This window comes from Bacteroides togonis, from assembly GCF_900130135.1.
Taxonomy (GTDB): Bacteria; Bacteroidota; Bacteroidia; order Bacteroidales; family Bacteroidaceae; genus Bacteroides; species Bacteroides pullorum.
On sequence record NZ_LT670820.1, the window covers coordinates 561398 to 579892 of the forward strand.

The 18495-nt window shown below is 46.3% G+C and carries 14 protein-coding genes; 3 read left to right on the forward strand and 11 right to left on the reverse strand.

Annotated elements, in window-relative coordinates; genetic code table 11:
- Nucleotides 1-13: 13 nt before the first annotated feature.
- The 7 genes from rimO to tsaD form a co-directional block, all read right to left on the reverse strand.
- Nucleotides 14-1312 carry a 30S ribosomal protein S12 methylthiotransferase RimO gene (rimO, locus tag BQ8005_RS02525; RefSeq protein ID WP_075316934.1) on the reverse strand — a complete coding sequence of 433 codons (1299 nt, stop codon included), beginning with the start codon at nucleotides 1310-1312 and terminating at the stop codon, nucleotides 14-16.
- Nucleotides 1309-2268: a signal recognition particle-docking protein FtsY gene (gene ftsY, locus BQ8005_RS02530; RefSeq protein WP_021846301.1), complete on the reverse strand. Its 960-nt coding sequence runs from the start codon at nucleotides 2266-2268 to the stop codon at nucleotides 1309-1311. The genes rimO and ftsY overlap by 4 nt, the downstream gene beginning before the upstream one ends.
- A 130-nt stretch (nucleotides 2269-2398) precedes the next feature.
- Entirely contained in the window at nucleotides 2399-2557 is a 159-nt protein-coding gene (locus BQ8005_RS02535) for a DUF4295 domain-containing protein (protein ID WP_005777897.1), read from the reverse strand.
- Nucleotides 2558-2569: 12 nt separating this feature from the next.
- Nucleotides 2570-2758, reverse strand: a complete 189-nt coding sequence (gene rpmG, locus BQ8005_RS02540; protein ID WP_002560155.1) for a 50S ribosomal protein L33 — start codon at nucleotides 2756-2758, stop codon at nucleotides 2570-2572.
- Between the two features lie 19 nt (nucleotides 2759-2777).
- On the reverse strand, nucleotides 2778-3038 hold the full coding sequence (gene rpmB, locus BQ8005_RS02545; protein ID WP_002560154.1) for a 50S ribosomal protein L28: 261 nt from the start codon (nucleotides 3036-3038) through the stop codon (nucleotides 2778-2780).
- Nucleotides 3039-3160: 122 nt separating this feature from the next.
- The gene (locus BQ8005_RS02550) at nucleotides 3161-3628 is read right to left on the reverse strand and encodes a CinA family protein (RefSeq protein ID WP_075316935.1); all 468 of its coding nucleotides are present in this window, start codon (nucleotides 3626-3628) and stop codon (nucleotides 3161-3163) included.
- A gap of 24 nt (nucleotides 3629-3652) precedes the next feature.
- Nucleotides 3653-4675 carry a tRNA (adenosine(37)-N6)-threonylcarbamoyltransferase complex transferase subunit TsaD gene (tsaD, locus tag BQ8005_RS02555; RefSeq protein WP_021846298.1) on the reverse strand — a complete coding sequence of 341 codons (1023 nt, stop codon included), beginning with the start codon at nucleotides 4673-4675 and terminating at the stop codon, nucleotides 3653-3655.
- A 204-nt stretch (nucleotides 4676-4879) separates the two neighbouring features.
- On the opposite strand from tsaD, the gene BQ8005_RS02560 reads away from it, so the two are divergent.
- Complete coding sequence (locus BQ8005_RS02560) at nucleotides 4880-9352, forward strand: translocation/assembly module TamB domain-containing protein (protein ID WP_075316936.1); 4473 nt, start codon at nucleotides 4880-4882, stop codon at nucleotides 9350-9352.
- A gap of 83 nt (nucleotides 9353-9435) precedes the next feature.
- Here the strand turns inward: BQ8005_RS02560 and proS are convergent, their stop codons facing one another.
- Nucleotides 9436-10929: a proline--tRNA ligase gene (gene proS / locus BQ8005_RS02565; protein ID WP_075316937.1), complete on the reverse strand. Its 1494-nt coding sequence runs from the start codon at nucleotides 10927-10929 to the stop codon at nucleotides 9436-9438.
- Between the two features lie 218 nt (nucleotides 10930-11147).
- Here proS and BQ8005_RS02570 point away from each other — a divergent pair, with 218 nt between their 5' ends.
- Nucleotides 11148-11615 (forward strand): nucleoside deaminase, encoded by a 468-nt coding sequence (locus tag BQ8005_RS02570; protein ID WP_075316938.1) that lies wholly within the window; start codon nucleotides 11148-11150, stop codon nucleotides 11613-11615.
- Between the two features lie 78 nt (nucleotides 11616-11693).
- On the opposite strand, the gene BQ8005_RS02575 is transcribed toward BQ8005_RS02570, so the two are convergent.
- Nucleotides 11694-13226 (reverse strand): carbon-nitrogen hydrolase family protein, encoded by a 1533-nt coding sequence (locus tag BQ8005_RS02575; protein WP_021846294.1) that lies wholly within the window; start codon nucleotides 13224-13226, stop codon nucleotides 11694-11696.
- Nucleotides 13227-13256: 30 nt separating this feature from the next.
- The gene (locus BQ8005_RS02580; protein WP_075316939.1) at nucleotides 13257-14282 is read right to left on the reverse strand and encodes a threonine aldolase family protein; all 1026 of its coding nucleotides are present in this window, start codon (nucleotides 14280-14282) and stop codon (nucleotides 13257-13259) included.
- Between the two features lie 411 nt (nucleotides 14283-14693).
- Here BQ8005_RS02580 and BQ8005_RS02585 point away from each other — a divergent pair, with 411 nt between their 5' ends.
- Nucleotides 14694-16211, forward strand: a complete 1518-nt coding sequence (locus tag BQ8005_RS02585) for a sulfatase (RefSeq protein ID WP_075316940.1) — start codon at nucleotides 14694-14696, stop codon at nucleotides 16209-16211.
- A gap of 102 nt (nucleotides 16212-16313) precedes the next feature.
- On the opposite strand, the gene BQ8005_RS02590 is transcribed toward BQ8005_RS02585, so the two are convergent.
- Complete coding sequence (locus BQ8005_RS02590) at nucleotides 16314-18482, reverse strand: glycoside hydrolase family 3 C-terminal domain-containing protein (protein ID WP_075318857.1); 2169 nt, start codon at nucleotides 18480-18482, stop codon at nucleotides 16314-16316.
- Nucleotides 18483-18495 lie beyond the last annotated feature (13 nt).

The window sequence follows — 18495 nt, forward strand, 5'->3', positions numbered from 1 at the left end:
TTTTGAAAAAACTTTAGATAATGCGTCCATAAAGGTCGAAATCATCGGAATTTACAATCTCTACCTGATAAAAATTACCGATAATCAGTTGTTTTCCGTTTCTTTCAATCAATACTTCCGGATCCACTTCAGGAGAGTCAAACTCAGTACGCCCTATATAGTAATCGCCTTCTACACGATCGATAATGACTTTCATCTGTCGACCAATTTTTGCTGCACTAAGTTCTGATGAAATCTCCTGCTGAATAGCCATCAATTCATCCAAACGTACTTGTTTTACTTCCTGAGAAATGTTGTCTTCGTAATTATTGGCTGCAAAAGTTCCCTCTTCTTCCGAGTATGCAAAAGCTCCCATTCGATCGAAACGAACCTTACGCACAAACTCCTTCAACTCTTCAAAATCCGCTTCCGTTTCTCCAGGATGACCTACCATCAGAGTAGTGCGTAAATGAATACCCGGTACTTCTTTTCGGAAGTTTTCTATCAATTGATAAGTCTGTTCTTTGGTAACATGCCTGCGCATCTTTTGCAACATGTTGTCACTAATATGCTGCAAGGCAATGTCCATATATTTACACACATTGGGACGTTCACGCATTACGCGGAAGAGGTCAGTCGGGAAATGTGCCGGATAGGCATAATGTAACCGTATCCACTCTACTCCAGGTATGTCAGCGATACGCTCCACTAATTCCGGAAGCATTTGTTTATGATACAGATCCACACCATAATAGGTCAATTCCTGTGCAATGATCTGAAATTCTTTTACGCCACGATCGACCAGATACCGAACCTCCTGCAATATTTCTTCCATCGGCCGTGAAACGTGACGCCCTGTGATGATAGGAATAGCACAATAGGAACACTTCCGATCACATCCTTCAGATATTTTCAGATAAGCGTAATGAGCGGGAGTTGTAAGAACTCGTTCATTGTGAAGTTCTTCCTGATAATTCTTTCCTAAATCATGCAAGAGTTCTTTCCAGTTGAATTTACCGTAGAATTTGTCCACTTGAGGAATTTCAATAGCCAGTTCCTTCAGATAGCGTTCGGAAAGACATCCCATGACATAGAGTTTCTTGAGCAATCCCTCTTCTTTTGCCTGAGCAAATTCCAAAATCATGTTGATGGACTCCTCTTTGGCATCACCAATGAAGCCACATGTATTGATAACTGCAATTTCCCCTTGAGGACGTTCTGCGTCATGGGTTACGTGATAACCAGCTTCCTCAAGCTGGCGCATTAAATGTTCTGAATCAACCAGATTTTTAGAGCAACCTAAAGTAATGATGTCTATTGTATTCTTTTTCATCTGTTCTCACCAAACAACGAATCTACGAACTCTCTTCTATTGAAAACTTGCAAGTCTTCCATTCCTTCACCCAATCCGATATATTTTACCGGTATCTTGAACTGATCAGATATGCCAATAACAACTCCACCTTTGGCTGTTCCGTCCAACTTGGTTACCGCCATAGCCGTCACTTCTGTTGCCAGAGTAAACTGCTTGGCTTGCTCAAAAGCATTTTGACCGGTAGAGCCATCCAATACTAACAATACTTCATTGGGAACATCTGGATTTATCTTCTTCATGACGTTCTTTATCTTCGTCAATTCGTTCATTAAGCCCACCTTGTTATGCAGTCGTCCTGCAGTATCAATGATAACCACATCAGCATCATTGGCCATAGCAGACTTTAATGTATCAAAGGCTACAGAAGCTGGATCAGAGCCCATTTTCTGCTTGATAACAGGAACGCCAACCCTTTCACCCCATATCACAAGCTGCTCAACAGCTGCAGCACGGAACGTATCGGCTGCTCCTAGATAAACAGATTTTCCGGCTTTCTTGAACTGATAAGCCAGTTTTCCGATCGTAGTCGTCTTTCCCACTCCATTTACACCTACCACCATAATTACGTATGGCTTCTTTGCAATAGGTGCATCAAAGTCATTGGCATCATCTGTATTATTTTCTGTAAGCAGCATCGAAATTTCATCACGCAGGATATGGTTCAGTTCCTGTGTATTCATGTATTTTTCAGATGCAGCCCTCTTCTCTATCCTTTCAATGATTTTGAGTGTAGTCTCTACACCAACATCCGAAGTGATAAGTATTTCTTCAAGGTTATCCAGCACTTCGTCATCTACTTTCGTTTTTCCAGCTATAACACGTGCTATCTTTCCAAAAAAACTTTCTTTGGTTTTGGACAAACCTTTATCCAATGTTTCCTTTTTCTCTTTTGAAAAAAAACTAAAGAATCCCATATACTTTATTATAATGCATTATTGCACAAAGATAGTGAAAAAAAACGATTAACAATTGGTCTACAAAAAGAAATCCTCTTGACAGACTGGCTGACAAGAGGATTTTTATCAAAAGTGATTACTCAGAATCTTATTTTTTGAAAAAGTCTTGAACCTTTTCATTAGGAACCATTTGCTCATCAAAGATGTAAGCACCAGTCTTAGGCGACTTAACCATCTTGATAACCTTTGTATAAGCACGACCTTCTTTAGAACCTTCGTGCAAACTTGCTACTGTTTTCTTTGCCATGGGTTATACGTATTATTTGATTTCTTTGTGTACTGTCACTCTCTTCAAGATAGGATTGTACTTCTTCAGTTCCAATCTCTCAGTGGTGTTCTTTCTGTTCTTCGTCGTGATATAACGAGAAGTACCCGGCATACCACTATCTTTGTGTTCTGTGCATTCCAGAATTACCTGCACTCTGTTACCTTTAGCTTTCTTTGCCATATTCTAAATCTCCTCTTTTTTAACCAATTACTTTAATGGTTTTCCAATCACAATAACCTTTAGCTACAGCATCATTCAAGGCAGCGTCCAGTCCTTTCTTGTTGATAATGCGCAGACCAGCAGCACACAAGCTCAAGCTAATCCAGCAATCTTGTTCTACATAGTAGAATTTCTTGTTAAACAAGTTCAAATCAAAGGTTCTTTTGGTTCTTCTCTTTGAGTGTGAAACATTGTTGCCAATCATGGCCTTCTTTCCGGTAATTTGACAAATCTTCGACATTTCTATCTCTATTTTTATAGTTTTTACCTATACTTATTTCAAACAGAGCGCAAAGTAAGCACTTTTATCGTTAACAAACAAGCTTTTCAGGAAATAATTCATTGTATAATAGCATTTTTTCGCTATTTCAAAATTTCAATAAGCAGATCCATGGCGTTTTGTATTGCATTCTGCACATTTTTTACCCGGCCGTTATCCCCTGTTTGCATGACAGTCACAATTTCATTTTTATAGGCAACCGCTATCCAAATTGTCCCTACAGGTTTTTCCAGACTTCCACCTCCCGGCCCTGCAATGCCCGAAGTTGCGATAGCGCAATCTGTTTTCAACGTATTCATCGCTCCTGCGGCCATTTCCATAACCGTTTCCCGACTAACCGCTCCGTATTTTTCCAGAGTCTCAGAAGAGACATGTAGTAAGCTGATTTTCACATCATTCGAATAGGCCACAATACCTCCCATGAAATACTCTGAACTACCCGCCACCGATGTAATAGCAGCAGCGACCCCTCCACCCGTACAGCTTTCTGCGGTGGAAAGGGACAGTTTTTTCGATTTGAGCAAATTGCCCAATTCCTCTTCTGCCTTCACAAAAATCCCCTTTCTTCTATTATTTTATTTTAAAGTAACACGCGAATAAGCAGGCGCTTCCATCGGGCAAAAATCCTTGTCCTGATACTTGAAGTATCCTGTAATAGCAATCATAGCAGCATTGTCTGTCGTATAGCTGAATTTAGGTATAAAGATTTTCCATCCATACTTTTCAGCATGTTCACGGAAAGCATTTCTTAAGCCATTGTTTGCCGAAACGCCTCCAGCTACAGCTACTTCTTTAATATTATACTGCTTGGCCGCCTTGCGGAGCTTGTCCATCAAAATATCTACAATAGTCGCTTCCAGCGATGCTGCCAAATCGGTTTTGTGGTGCTCTATGAAATCGGGGTCATCTTTTATCCAATCGCGAAGGGAATACAAAAACGATGTTTTCAGTCCGCTAAAACTATAATCTAGCCCAGGAATATGCGGCTTACTGAAACTAAAAGCTTTTGGATTGCCTTGGCGTGCCAGTTTATCGATAATGGGTCCTCCTGGATACCCCAACCCCATTACTTTTGAACATTTATCAATTGCTTCACCTGCAGCATCATCAATAGTTTGTCCCAGAATCTCCATATCATTATAGGCTCTTACCAGAATGATTTGCGAGTTTCCTCCTGAAACCAGCAAGCAAAGGAATGGGAAATTAGGTTGTATATTCTCTTCACCTTCTGCTTTAATGAAATGAGCTAACACATGTCCAGTCAAATGATTAACATCTATCATCGGTATTCCTAATGAACGTGCAAATCCTTTAGCAAAAGACACTCCGACCAACAATGAACCCATCAGACCGGGTCCTCTGGTAAAAGCAACAGCACTCAATTCTTCCTTGGTTACTCCCGCACGTTTCAAAGCCTCGTGTACAACCGGCACAATGTTTTGCTGATGGGCACGAGAGGCCAATTCGGGCACAACCCCACCGTATGATTCGTGTACAGCTTGACTGGCCACAACATTCGATAACAGGAAACCATCTTTGATTACAGCTGCCGAAGTATCGTCACACGAACTTTCTATCCCTAATATTATTGTACTCATAGTGTTTATTTACGTTTAAGCTCTGCAAAAGTAGTGATAAAAGTAGTATGGATAATGTATTATTTCATATTTTTGTGTGGCAAAATATAAATTAACGATATTATCAAAGGACTGAAACAAACATTACGTTGGATTATCGGTATAATTATAATATCTTATATCGGTATAGCATTGTTGCTGAATATCCCCTACATTCAGCGCAAAATGTCTATGTTTATAGCCGATGAATTAGAAAACCTGTTAGACACCAGACTAACTTTAGGACGTATCCATCTTGGACTTCTGAACCGCATCGTCATCGAGGATCTTATGCTGGACGACCGTTCAGGAAAGGAAATGCTTAAGGTCACACGTTTTTCTGCAAAATTCGATATTCTCCCACTTTTTCAAGGACGCATTTCCATCAACAACATTCAATTGTTCGGCTTTACTGCCAACCTTGAGAAAGCCACTCCGCAATCTGATCCGAATTTTCAGTTTATAGTCGACACATTTGCATCTAAAGATACCGTCCCAAAACAGACAAATCTCAATTTAAGAATCAATTCTCTCCTGCTTCGTCGAGGGAGAGTCTCATATAATGTCTTGTCGGAAAAAGAAACTCCTGGAAAGTTCAATGTTAATCATATCAACCTACGCAATATCATTGCCAGCATTTCGTTGAAAGCCCTTCAAAATGATTCCATCAACGCATCTATCAAGCGAATGAGCCTTGAGGAACACTCTTCTGGCTTTAAACTAGACAAACTGGGACTAAAGATAACTGGCAATGAGCAAAAAATGCAAATAGCAGGCTTTTGCATCGAGATGCCTCATACCAATCTGCGAATGGATACCATCCACATGGAATATGACAGCCTGAAAGCTATGGAAGATTTTGTCCATAACGTTCGTTTTTCTTGTCATATGCTTCCATCGGATATCACTTTATGCGATTTATCAGCATTTGTACCAGCTTTTTCATCTTTTAAAGACTCACTACAGATAGAAGCAGAAGTAAACGGTACGATAGACCAACTGAATTGCCCACGATTAATGATATCGTCTGGTAAGCAGTTTTTGCTAAGAGGAGATGTTTCGTTTCAAGATTTATCTCATTTTCAAGATGCTTACGTATTTGGAAATTTGTCTCATTTGCATGCTAATCCTGATGGAGTTGCATTCTTTATCAAAAATTTCAGTAAGAACTACAAAGGAGTCCCCCCAATGCTTCAACGATTGGGTACCATCAGCTTTCAGGGAGAAATATCCGGCTATTTCACTGATTTAGTTACCTACGGACGCTTGCGTACCAATATTGGCAGCCTGAGCACTGATATAAAATTCAGTTCAGACAAGGAAAAAGAATCAATATCCTATTCAGGTTCCATGGCAACATCCGATTTTGAACTTGGAAAACTGACCGACAATCCTAAATGGGGAAAAATAACGTTCAACATGGGAGTACAGGGACGTCATACCTCCCATAGCTATCCGTCCATCGAAGCCAAAGGACTCATCTCTTCCTTTGACTACAGTGGCTATACGTATGAAAACATAACTTTAGACGGTGAATACAAACAAGGAGGTTTTACAGGCAGCATTGTGTTAGATGATGAAAATGCCTCCCTGAATCTAAACGGAACGATTAATATAGCCAGCAAAATACCGACTTTCAATTTCTTGGCTGAAGCCAAGCATGTACGTCCTCATACATTGAACCTAACACCCAAATATAAGGATGCAGAATTTTCCGTCAAACTAAAGGCAGACTTTACAGGTGGCTCCATCGACGAAATGAATGGTGAAATCAATATTGACAGCCTGCAATTTATATCTCCAGAACAATCATATTTGATGGATAACTTCAAGTTGACAGCTACACAACAAGCCGAATCCAAACGACTTGATATCCATTCCGCATTTTTGCGGGGAAGTATCGTTGGCGATTATTCCTATCATACATTACCAACCAGCTTTTTGAACATCCTGCATAAATACATTCCTGCATTACTGCCTCTCAATACACAAAAAACGATCAATACCGAAAACAATTTTGGTTTTGATCTGCATATCTACAATACAGAATTATTTTCAAAAGTTTTTGGACTTCCACTTACTGTCTATACCCACTCCACATTAAAAGGATACTTCAATGACAAAGCTCAGCGTATGCGTGTGGAAGGCTATTTTCCGCATTTACGGTATAACAATAAGTTTATTGAATCCGGATTGATCTTGTGTGAAAATCCAAGCGATCATTTTCATGCCCGTATCCGTTTCACTCATAGAAAAGCTGAAAGTTCCGTCAACTTAGCCATAGAAGCGTTAGCAAAAAACGATAGCATTCAAACCATATTAAACTGGGGGAATAGTAGTAAAATCACTTACAGTGGACAACTTTCCAGTACAGCCCGCTTTATGAGGCAACAGCTAGAGACACAAGCTCAATTACCTCGTCGACAAGCAAAACGCAACCATTTCCCAAAACAGTCTCCCCTAAAAATGGTGGTTGATATTCATCCTACAGACATCATTTTGAATGACACATTATGGAATATTCATCCAGCACAAGTTGTACTTGATTCGGGCAAGGTGTATGTGCATAATTTCAATTTTACCAATCAAAAACGTTTTCTTCGCATCAATGGAGTCTTGTCTGATCAGCCTGAAGACACAGTACATCTGGACCTTCAACAAATCAATATCGGATATGTATTTGATATAGCTGATTTAGGAGTCAATTTCCAGGGTGAAGCCACTGGACCCGCATATGCAACCGGTGTTTTCAAAAAGCCCGTCATGAGCACAGATCTGTTTATTCGCAATTTAGGGATCAACAACGGTCTACTCGGTGATGCCAATATACATGGAGAATGGCATCACGATATCAAAGGGATTTATTTGGATGCACGTATTCGTGAAGCAGATATTGCACGAACACATGTTCATGGATTTATTTACCCCATTAAACCTACCAGTTCACTCGACTTACAAATCGAAGCAGATGGCACGAACTTGAAGTTCATACATTATTATATGAAAGACATCACTCCTGAATTTGCAGGACGTGCCAAGGGGAATGTACATTTCTATGGAAAGTTTAAGGCATTAACAATGGAAGGGCAAGTGTATGGAGACGCTTCCATGAAAGTAGATGTGCTAAACACAACTTTTTTTGTAAAAGACAGCATCTACATTGAACCTGGCGGGTTAACCTTCAAAAGCAACCGAATCTCTGACATGTATGGGAATCAAGGAACCATGAATGGCTACTTACATTATACTCATTTTAAGAATCTAAGCTATCGTTTTAATTTCAATGTAAATAATATGCTGCTTATGAACACCAAGGAATCTGTTGATTTCCCGTTTTACGGCACTGTCTATGGCACGGGAAATGCCAGTATAGCCGGCAACGCAGCAGAAGGTGTGAACATTGACGTAGCTATGACAACCAACCGGAATACCAATTTTACCTATATCAAAGACAATGTGACTACAGCAACCAGTAATCAGTTCATCCATTTTGTTGATAAAACACCAAGGCGCACAGTCCAAAATGATATTCTGCTTTCTACTTACGAAATAGCCCAAAAAGATCTAGAAAAAGAAGAGCAAGAACAAGATATAGATACCGATATCCGGCTTAATCTCATCATAGACGCAACCCCCGATGCAACCATGCGTATTATTATGGATCCGATAGCTGGTGATTACATTAGTGGACGAGGAACAGGTAATATCCGCACGGAATTCTACAACAAAGGAGACGTCAAACTCTTTGGGAATTACCGTATCAGCCAAGGTATATATAAATTCAGCCTACAGGAAGTCATCCGCAAGGATTTCATTATCAAAGATGGAAGTACTATCACCTTCAATGGAAATCCTGCTAATGCCAATCTGGACATACAGGCCAATTATACAGTCAATTCGGCATCGCTCAACGATTTGATTTCTGATGCAAGCGACTTCGTCAATCAAACCAACGTAAAAGTAAACTGCGTGATGAACCTGAGTGGACACCTTACTTCGCCCACCATTAAGCTGGATTTGGAACTGCCTAACGAGCGCGATGAGATAGAAGCTCTGGTGCGGAACTATATCCCCACCGACGAACAGATGAATATGCAGATATTGTATTTGCTCAGCATCGGAAAATTCTATCCTTCGGAAACCTTCGGAACAGGGCAGAATTCAGATATGATGTCCAGCGTACTGTCTTCCACACTTTCAGGACAATTGAATAATGCACTGTCGCAAATCATAGACAACAACAATTGGAATGTAGGTACCAACTTCAGTACTGGTGAAAAGGGCTGGACTGACATGGAGTTTGAAGGAATGCTGTCCGGACAACTACTCAACAACCGCCTCCTTATAAACGGAAACTTCGGGTATCGGGAAAACCCGATGGCAAACACCAACTTCGTTGGAGACTTCCAGGCTGAATGGCTTGTTACCCGTTCCGGAGAAATACGCCTCAAAGCTTATAATGAGACAAACGATCGCTATTATACTCAAACGAATCTTACCACTCAAGGCATAGGTATCATATTCCAAAAAGACTTTGAAAAGTGGAATGAATTGCTATTCTGGAAAAAGTGGAAACTTTTACAACTAAAAAGACTAAGAGCTAAAAAGGAAAAATCGGAAAATAAAACAGAAGTTCAAACAGATTCCTCATCAAAATAATACGCAAAAAATGAGCCTTGCTGATTTTGTGTTTGCAGCAAAAATCCAGCAAGGCTCAAAATATTTTAAATGATTCTAATCCATTAATATGAACGGGCAAAAATAACACGGCAAGCCGAAGGTTTACCTGTTACCATACATTTACCCGGATCCTTATCACCAGGAACCAATGAATCAAACGGAATACAACGGATAGTAGCCTTGGTTTCCTCCTTAATCTTTTCTTCTGTTTCGGTAGTGCCGTCCCAGTGTGCCAAGATGAAACCACCCTCTTCGATCTTCTCCTTGAACTCGTCGTAGCTGTCTACTGTCGTAATGCGGCTGTTACGATAATTCAAGGCTTTCTGATAGATATTGTTCTGAATATCTTCCAACAGATTCTTTACATACTCTTCGATACCGTCGCACGAACGGGTTTCTTTCTCCAAAGTATCGCGACGCATCACTTCCACCGTATTGTTTTCCAGGTCGCGGCCTCCCATTACAAGACGTACGGGAACTCCCTTTACTTCGTAATCAGCAAACTTAAAGCCCGGACGTTTGTTATCAGCGTTGTCATACTTCACGGAAAGACCCATCGCCTTCAGCTTGGCAACGATGCCGGCTACCTTCTCGTCGATCTTTTGCAACATCTCCATATTCTTATAGATAGGAACAATGACTACCTGGATCGGAGCCAGATGCGGCGGTAGTACCAGACCGTTGTCATCGGAGTGTGTCATGATCAACGCACCCATCAGACGCGTAGATACGCCCCATGAAGTAGCCCAAACATATTCCAGCTTGTTCTCCTTATTGACAAACTGAACGTCAAACGCTTTAGCGAAATTCTGTCCCAAGAAATGAGACGTACCGCTCTGTAATGCTTTACCATCCTGCATCATCGCCTCAATGGTATAAGTATTGAGTGCACCAGCAAAGCGTTCGTTAGCAGATTTTACACCTTTCACAACGGGCACTGCCATATACTTTTCCGCAAAGTCGGCATAGACATTCAGCATCTTAACTGCTTCTGCCTCGGCCTCTTCTTTAGTTGCATGAGCCGTATGTCCTTCCTGCCACAGGAATTCTGCCGTGCGCAGGAACAAGCGGGTACGCATCTCCCAACGGAACACGTTGGCCCACTGATTGCACAAGATAGGCAGATCGCGATAGGAGTTTATCCAATTTTTATATGTATTCCAGATAATGGTTTCTGATGTCGGACGAATAATCAGTTCTTCTTCCAATTTAGCAGCCGGATCGACAACCACTCCACCACCATTCGGATCGTTCTTCAATCGATAGTGAGTTACAACTGCACATTCTTTAGCGAAGCCTTCTACATGTTCTGCTTCGCGACTAAGAAAGGATTTAGGAATCAAAAGCGGGAAATACGCATTTACGTGTCCTGTCTCTTTGAACATGTCGTCCAGCTGACGTTGCATTTTCTCCCATATAGCGTATCCATACGGTTTGATAACCATACATCCACGCACTGCCGACTGTTCGGCCAAGTCGGCCTTGACAACCAATTCATTGTACCACTGCGAGTAGTTCTCACTGCGTTTGGTCAGGTCTTTCAGTTCTACTGCCATTTCTATCTATATTTAAGTTCGTTTTCTATCGTTTCAAATGAAGCGCAAAATTACGAATTTCTGGTGAAAAACGAAGTATCTGATTTCAGATTTTTCATGTAGGATGAAAAGAGAACAAAGTAAATGAAACGGTCTGAAGTTTTGGAAAATGAAGAATATCGCGTATCTTTACGCTAGAAATGACGACTACGTCACTGATATAATCCTATTAAGAAAGTATGAAAAAGGAAGATTTTATGCGGAAAGCCATTGAGCTTTCCATCGAGAACGTGAAGAACGGCGGAGGGCCGTTCGGGGCCGTCATCGTAAAAGACGGCGAAATCGTAGCCACAGGCGTGAACCGCGTGACGGCCAACCACGATCCTACGGCTCATGCTGAAGTTAGTGCTATCCGTGTCGCCTGCCAAAAGCTGGGCACCTTCGACCTTAGCGGATGCGAAATTTATACCTCATGCGAACCTTGCCCCATGTGTCTGGGAGCCATCTACTGGGCACACTTGGACAAAATCTATTACGGCAACAACAAGACCGACGCCGCCCGCATCGGCTTCGACGACTCGTTCATCTACGACGAACTGGCCCTGAAGCGCGAGGACCGCAACAAGGCCATGGAAGAACTCCTGCCCGACGAAGCCATCGCTGCCTTCCAGGCATGGGAGGAAAAAGCCGACAAGGTGGAATATTAAACGAGAAATCTCATCGACGGCTTGTCTGAACACTTGGACGAGACATCGATGAGATTTCTGAGCTCTCCTCCGTCTTCTCTATTTTTTCATTTTTACCTCATACAGGTCGCTGCGGCGATCTTTCAGATTGCGCACGCTGCCATAGGTGTGCAGCTCGTTCAGCAAATCCAAATCGACATCCGAAACCAGTATCATCTCCGTGTTGGGCGTAGCCTCGGCGCGCTTGCCGTCCGTGGGGAAGGTGAAATCACAAGGCGTGAAGACACCCGACTGGGCATACTGGATGTCCATGTTGTGTACACGCGGCAGGTTACCGACGCTACCTGCGATGACCACGAAGCATTCGTTCTCGATGGCGCGGGCATGGGCGCAGACCTTGACACGGCTATAGGCGTTCTGCGTGTCGGTCATGAAGGGGACGAACAGAATCTGCATGCCCTGGTCGGCCATGATACGCGACAACTCGGGGAACTCCACGTCGTAACAGATCAGGACGCCAATCTTGGCACAATCCGTATCAAACGTCTTCAGTGCCTTGCCTCCGCTCAGACCCCAACTCTTGATTTCGTCGGGCGTGACGTGTATCTTCTCGTACATCTCGTACGTGCCGTCGCGGCGGCAGAGGAAGCCTACGTTGTACAGGCGTCCGTCTTCCTTGATGAGCGGCATACTACCCGTGATGATGTTGATGTTGTAGCTGATGGCCAGCTTGATGAAGCGCTCGCGTATCTCGTCGGTATAGGCAGCCAGTCCACGGATGGCTTCAGATTCGCCCTCGTTGTTGAAACGGGCCATAAGAGGCGCGTTGAAGTATTCGGGAAAGAGGACGAAGTCGCTCTTGTAGTCGGACACGGCATCGACGAAGAACTCCACTTGCTCGAAGAGGTCGTCCAACGACGTGTAGTTACGCATCTGCCATTGCACGAGGCCCACGCGGACGGTGGTCTTCGGGCTGATATATTCCTGCGTGGGCGGCTGGTAATAGATGTTATCCCACTGGAGTAGACAGGCATAGTGCTTGGACTCTTCGTCGTTGGGCAAGTAGTTGCGCATCACCTTGCGCACGTGGAAGTCGTTGGAGAGCTGGAAGGTGAGCACGGGGTCGTAGATTTCCTTCTGGCGCACCTTGTCGATGTATTCCTTGGGGCGCATCTGGTCGGCATACTTATGGTAATTGGGGATGCGGCCGCCGAACATGATGGCCTTCAGGTTCAGCTCCTCGCACAACTCCTTACGGTATTCGTACATGCGTCGGGCCAGACGAAGTCCGCGGTATTGCGGATGGATGAAGACCTCGATACCATAAAGAATGTTGCCCTTGGGGTTGTGGGTGTTGAAGGTTTCCTTACCCGTCACCTGGGCATAGGTGTGATCGTTCTTCACATCGTCGTAGTTGACAATGATGGAGAGGGCGCAACCCACAATCTTCTCGTCGACCACCGTCACGATCTGTCCCTCGGGGAAGATGCGTATCAGTTTCTCTATCTGTTTGTGTGTCCAGAAGACATCGCTTCCGTCCGTGTAGACACGGGTGAACGACTGGGCCAGCTGGTCGTAGTCTTCAATCTGCAGATTACGTATCTGCACTTTGTTGATTTTGATGGAATCCATTGTGTATCGTTCGTTTTAAATCTGTTTTCATTAAAGCAAGGCAATCAGTTTGTCCACGTCTTCCTCGCGCGTGGCCCAGCTGGTGACGAAGCGCACCACCGTCTCCGTTTCGCCGCGGGGGCCCCACAGCTCGAAGGTGGCTTCACGCTTCAGGCGGTCGATGGTCTCGTTGGGCAGGCAGACGAACTGCTGGTTGGTGGGCGAATCGAGGTGAAGCTTGTAGCCCTTCTCCACAAAGGCCTGCTTCAGCTTCAGGGCCAGGCGGATGGCATGGGCGCCGATGCGCTGGTAGAGGCCGTCGGTAAAGAGCGTGCCAAACTGGATGCCCAACAGACGCCCCTTGGCCAGCAACGCGCCGTGCTGCTTGACGAGGGAGAAGAAATGGGGCAATCGCTCAGGGCGGGCAGCCACCACCGCTTCACCAAAGAGGGCACCTACTTTGGTACCACCAATATAAAAGACATCGCACAGGCGGGCAATGTCTTTCAACGTGACATCCGTTCCCTCGGCCGCCAGTCCGTAGCCCAGACGGGCGCCGTCCATATATAAAGGAATGTTCGCCTCGCGGCACACGCGACTCAGGTCTTCCAGCTCACGTAGGGTATAGAGCGTGCCCAGTTCCGTGGGGTGCGAGATGTAGAGCATGCCCGGCGCCACCATGTGTTCGTAGGTCTCGTCGCGGTAGAAGTTGCGGATGTAGGCCTCCACGTCGGCAGCCTTCACCTTGCCGTCGTATTGGGGCAGCGTCAGCACCTTGTGCCCCGTGGCCTCGATGGCGCCCGCTTCGTGCACATTAATGTGGGCCGACTCAGCACCCAGCACGCCTTCGTGGCGGGCCAGCAGGGCGTCGATAACGGTAGCATTCGTCTGCGTGCCGCCCACCAGGAACTGGACGGCAGCCTGCGGCTGGCCGCAAGCCTCGCGAATCAAGTCCTTGGCACGGGCCGTATAGTCATCACAACCATATCCGGGTGTCTGCTCCAGATTGGTTTCCACCAGGCGGCGCATCACTTCGGGGTGCGCGCCTTCCATATAGTCGGTATCGAAATGTATCATGGTTCGGATGTTTTTAGTAAATCGGGGGCAAAGTTACGGTTTATTTCAGCTCGCGGTTCGACGACGGGCATCTTTTTATGAAGGGGCATTCAGCTCTTTTAACAACAACTCACTAGGACATTGATTATCAGCAATAAATGAGTTTATTTTAATTTATCAGCAATAAACTGTCAGTTTATCCATATTAAACTGGGAGTTTAAAGCCATTAAACTGGTAGTTTAAACGGAGTAAACTGGCAGTACAAAGCCTGTAAACTGGCAGTACAAAATCTGTAAACAGATGGTACATCCATTGAAATCGGTTCGGTTGCCGCCTTCTTTTGGAAATAATTAGGTATCTTTGCCGTCAAGGAGAGCAAACTGCACAGCTCCTTTTCCATTGATTCAAATCATTGCTTAAACAGATATCTCATGAAAAAACAACTTTTCGCCTCACTGGCCGCCTTCTCGACCGCCGCTACGCTGGCTGCTCAAGAGCGCCCCAACATCGTAGTCTTCCTGGTGGACGACATGGGACTGATGGATACCTCCGTCCCCTTTATCACCGACCGAAACGGACAACCCGAACGCCAGCCGCTGAACGACTGGTATCGCACGCCCAACATGGAACGGCTGGCCGCGCAAGGAACATGTTTCTCCACCTTCTACGCCCAAAGTGTCAGCTCGCCTTCGCGCACGTCCATCATGACAGGACAGAACGCGGCACGCCACCGCACCACCAACTGGATAAACGCCGAAAGCAACAACCGCGACCAATTCGGTCCTTACGAATGGAACTGGCAGGGTCTGAAGGCCGATGCACAAATCTATCCTGCCGTACTGAAAGCAGCCGGATACAAGACCATCCACGTGGGCAAGGCACACTTCGGATGCAAGGACAGCGAAGGCGAAGACCCTACCCGACTGGGCTTTGACGTCAACATCGCCGGCTCGTCCATCGGCCATCCGGGCAGCTACCACGGCGAGAACGGATACGGATGGATCAAAGGGCAGCGTGCACGGGCTGTACCCGACCTGGAGCAGTATCACGGCACCTCCACCTTCCTGTCCGACGCATTGACGCTGGAGGCCGAAAAGGAGATAGACAAAGCCATCGCCGAGGGCAAACCTTTCTACCTGAACATGGCCCACTACGCCGTACACGCCCCCTTCGAGACAGACGAACGCTTCATCGGCCACTATCAGAACAGCGACAAGCCCCAGCAGGCAAAGGCCTTTGCCACGCTGATAGAGGGCATGGACAAGTCGCTGGGCGACCTGCTGGACAAGCTCGAGGAAGCCGGTGTGGCCGAGAATACACTGGTCATCTTCCTGGGCGACAATGGCGGTGACGCTCCACTGGGAGGAGCAGCCGACTACGGCTCGTCGGCACCGCTCAAGGGAAAGAAAGGTTCGGAATACGAAGGCGGTGTACGGGTGCCCTTCATCGCCGCCTGGGCCAAGCCCAATGCTTCAAACAAGTTCCAGAAGGCTTATCCCATTGCCCAAGGCTGTATGCAAACCCAGATGGGTACGGTGATGGACCTCTATCCCACCATCCTGTCTGTAGCTGGTGTCAAGGCTCCGAAGGGACACGTGCTGGATGGCTCCGACCTGAAGAAATTGCTGGCAGGCAAGGCCGACAAGAAGCATCGCGACGACTTCCTGATGCACTTCCCACACCAGCACCGCGGCAGCTATTTCACCACCTACCGCAAGGGCGACTGGAAGCTGATCTACTACTACAATCCCGAAACCGACGGCAAGCCCACCTACAAGCTGTTCAACCTGGCCGACGATCCGTTCGAGAAGAACGACCTGGCACAGACGGAGCGCAAGAAAGTGCATGAACTCTGCCAACTGATGATCGAAAGGCTGGAGCAGGAAAAGGCACTCTACCCCATCGACAAGGAGAACAAGACGCTCTATCCCGTGGTTCCGGAGGTATAATTAAGCAACTGAACTGTTTTATCGAAATAAAGACAAACCCCTGTCCAGCTATGAAGCCGGGCAGGGGTTTATTATAACCGATAAACGTCCTTACTACGGATATCAGAACTCGTACATCATCGTCTGCAAGGCACGGTCGTCCGAACTTCCTCCGTAAAGCAGCTTATAGCTGCCCTTCAGAGGATGAACCGTATTGGTCGCCGTATCCCACCAGTTGAAGGTTTCCTCCGTCAGCGGCAAGCTGACCGTGCGGGTAGCTCCGGCAGGAATGTGCACACGCTTGAAGGCACGCAGTGTCTTACGCGGCCCGCCGGCATCGTCAGGACGGTTCAGGTAAAGCTGAACCACTTCATCTCCGTCCATACGACCTGTATTAGTGACGGGCACCAGCAAACATCCATCCTTCACCTCGGCCTTACCGTAGGCAAAGGTCGTATAGCTCAGTCCGTGTCCGAAGAGGAAGAGCGGCGTACCTTCGAAGTAACGGTACGTGCGTCCCTTCATGCTGTAATCCTCGTAGTCGGGCAGCTGACCCACATTCTTGTAGAAGGTGACGGGCAGACGTCCGGCCGGATTGTAGTCGCCATAGAGCACATCGGCCACGGCAGTACCACCAGCCTCGCCGGGATACCATGCCTGCAGGATGGCATCGCACGTCTGCGTCTCGGGTTCCAGTCCCACGGCACTACCCGAAAAGTTGACGAAGACCACTTTCTTTCCGGCAACCTTCAACGCCTTGAGCAACTGACGCTGGATGGCAGGCAGCTCAATGTCTGTACGGTCGCCACCCTTAAAGCCCTGTACATTGACTTTCATTTCCTCGCCTTCCAACAGAGGAGAGATACCTCCGGCAAAGACCACGACATCCGCACGACCGACTTGCTTCAACAGAGAGGCTGCGTCCAACGGTTTCATCTGTTCCATCTCGTCTTTCTTGTGTTTCGGCACAAAATCTTCTGCATAAAGGGCACCGGGTACATAAATCAGCTGTTCTTCAGGCAGACGTTTACGCAGAGCCTCAAGCAGCGTCACGGTATGGCCGGGGAAACCGTTGTAATTACCCCACTGCATTACCGAGTCATTGGCATTGGGGCCGACGAGGGCAACCGTCATACCAGCCTTCAACGGCAACAGATTATTCTTGTTCTGGAGCAGGGTCATACTCTCACGCGCCATGCGTAGAGCCAGTGCCTGGTGTGCATGACAATTGACAACCGAGTCGGGAATAGCATCCCAAGGCGTAGTCTCGTCCATCTCGCCCAGTTCGAAACGAGCCTTCAGCAGACGGGCCACGGAGCGGTCCAAATCTTCTTCTTTAATCTTGCCCTGACGCACGGCATCGGCCAGCGACTTGTAGGCATCGCCGCATTCCAGGTCCGTCCCTGACAAAACAGCAGCCGACGAAGCATCCGCTTTATCCTTGTGCGTCCCGTGGCGGCCTTCCTCGAAGAAGTCGTAAATAGCACCGCAATCACTTACCACCAGTCCTTCGTATCCCCATTCATCACGCAAGATTTGCATCAGCAACCGATCACTGTTACAACAGGGCGAGCCTTCGAAGCGGTTGTAGGCACACATTACTTCCTTCACACCAGCCTTCTGCACCAAGTCCTTGAAAGCGGGCAGATAGGTTTCCCACAAGTCACGTGGATCAATGTCTTCAGTGTTGAAGCTATGACGGTTCCACTCGGGACCAGAGTGGACGGCATAATGCTTGGCACAGGCATGCGCCTTGTCATATTGACTGTCTTCAGGGCCTTGCAGACCTCTAACGACGGCCATACCCAGCTGGCTCGTTAAGTACGGATCTTCACCATAGGTCTCTTGCCCACGTCCCCAACGCGGATCACGGAAAATGTTGATGTTAGGCGTCCAGAAAGTCAAGCCCTGATATATTTTATAGCTACTGTCACGTCGAGCAATATGGTTTTTGGCACGTGCTTCGTCACTTACAGCAGTGAACACCACGTGGAGTAACGAATCGTTGAAGGCAGCACCCATACCGATGGCTTGCGGAAAGACGGTAGCCCGACCGTTGCGGGCCACACCATGCAAAGCCTCGTTCCACCAGTTATAGGGCTTGATCCCCAAACGTGGCACAGCGGATGAATTGTTCTGCATCAACGAGACTTTCTCTTCCAGCGTCAGACGCTGCACCAAATCGGCCGCACGCTCTTCAGGTGGAAGAGAAGTATTCTGGTAGGAAAGTTTCTGCTGGCAGGCTGACATCAAGGCGCCAAACAACAGAATAGGAATTATAATCTTTTTCATAAGCATTCTTATC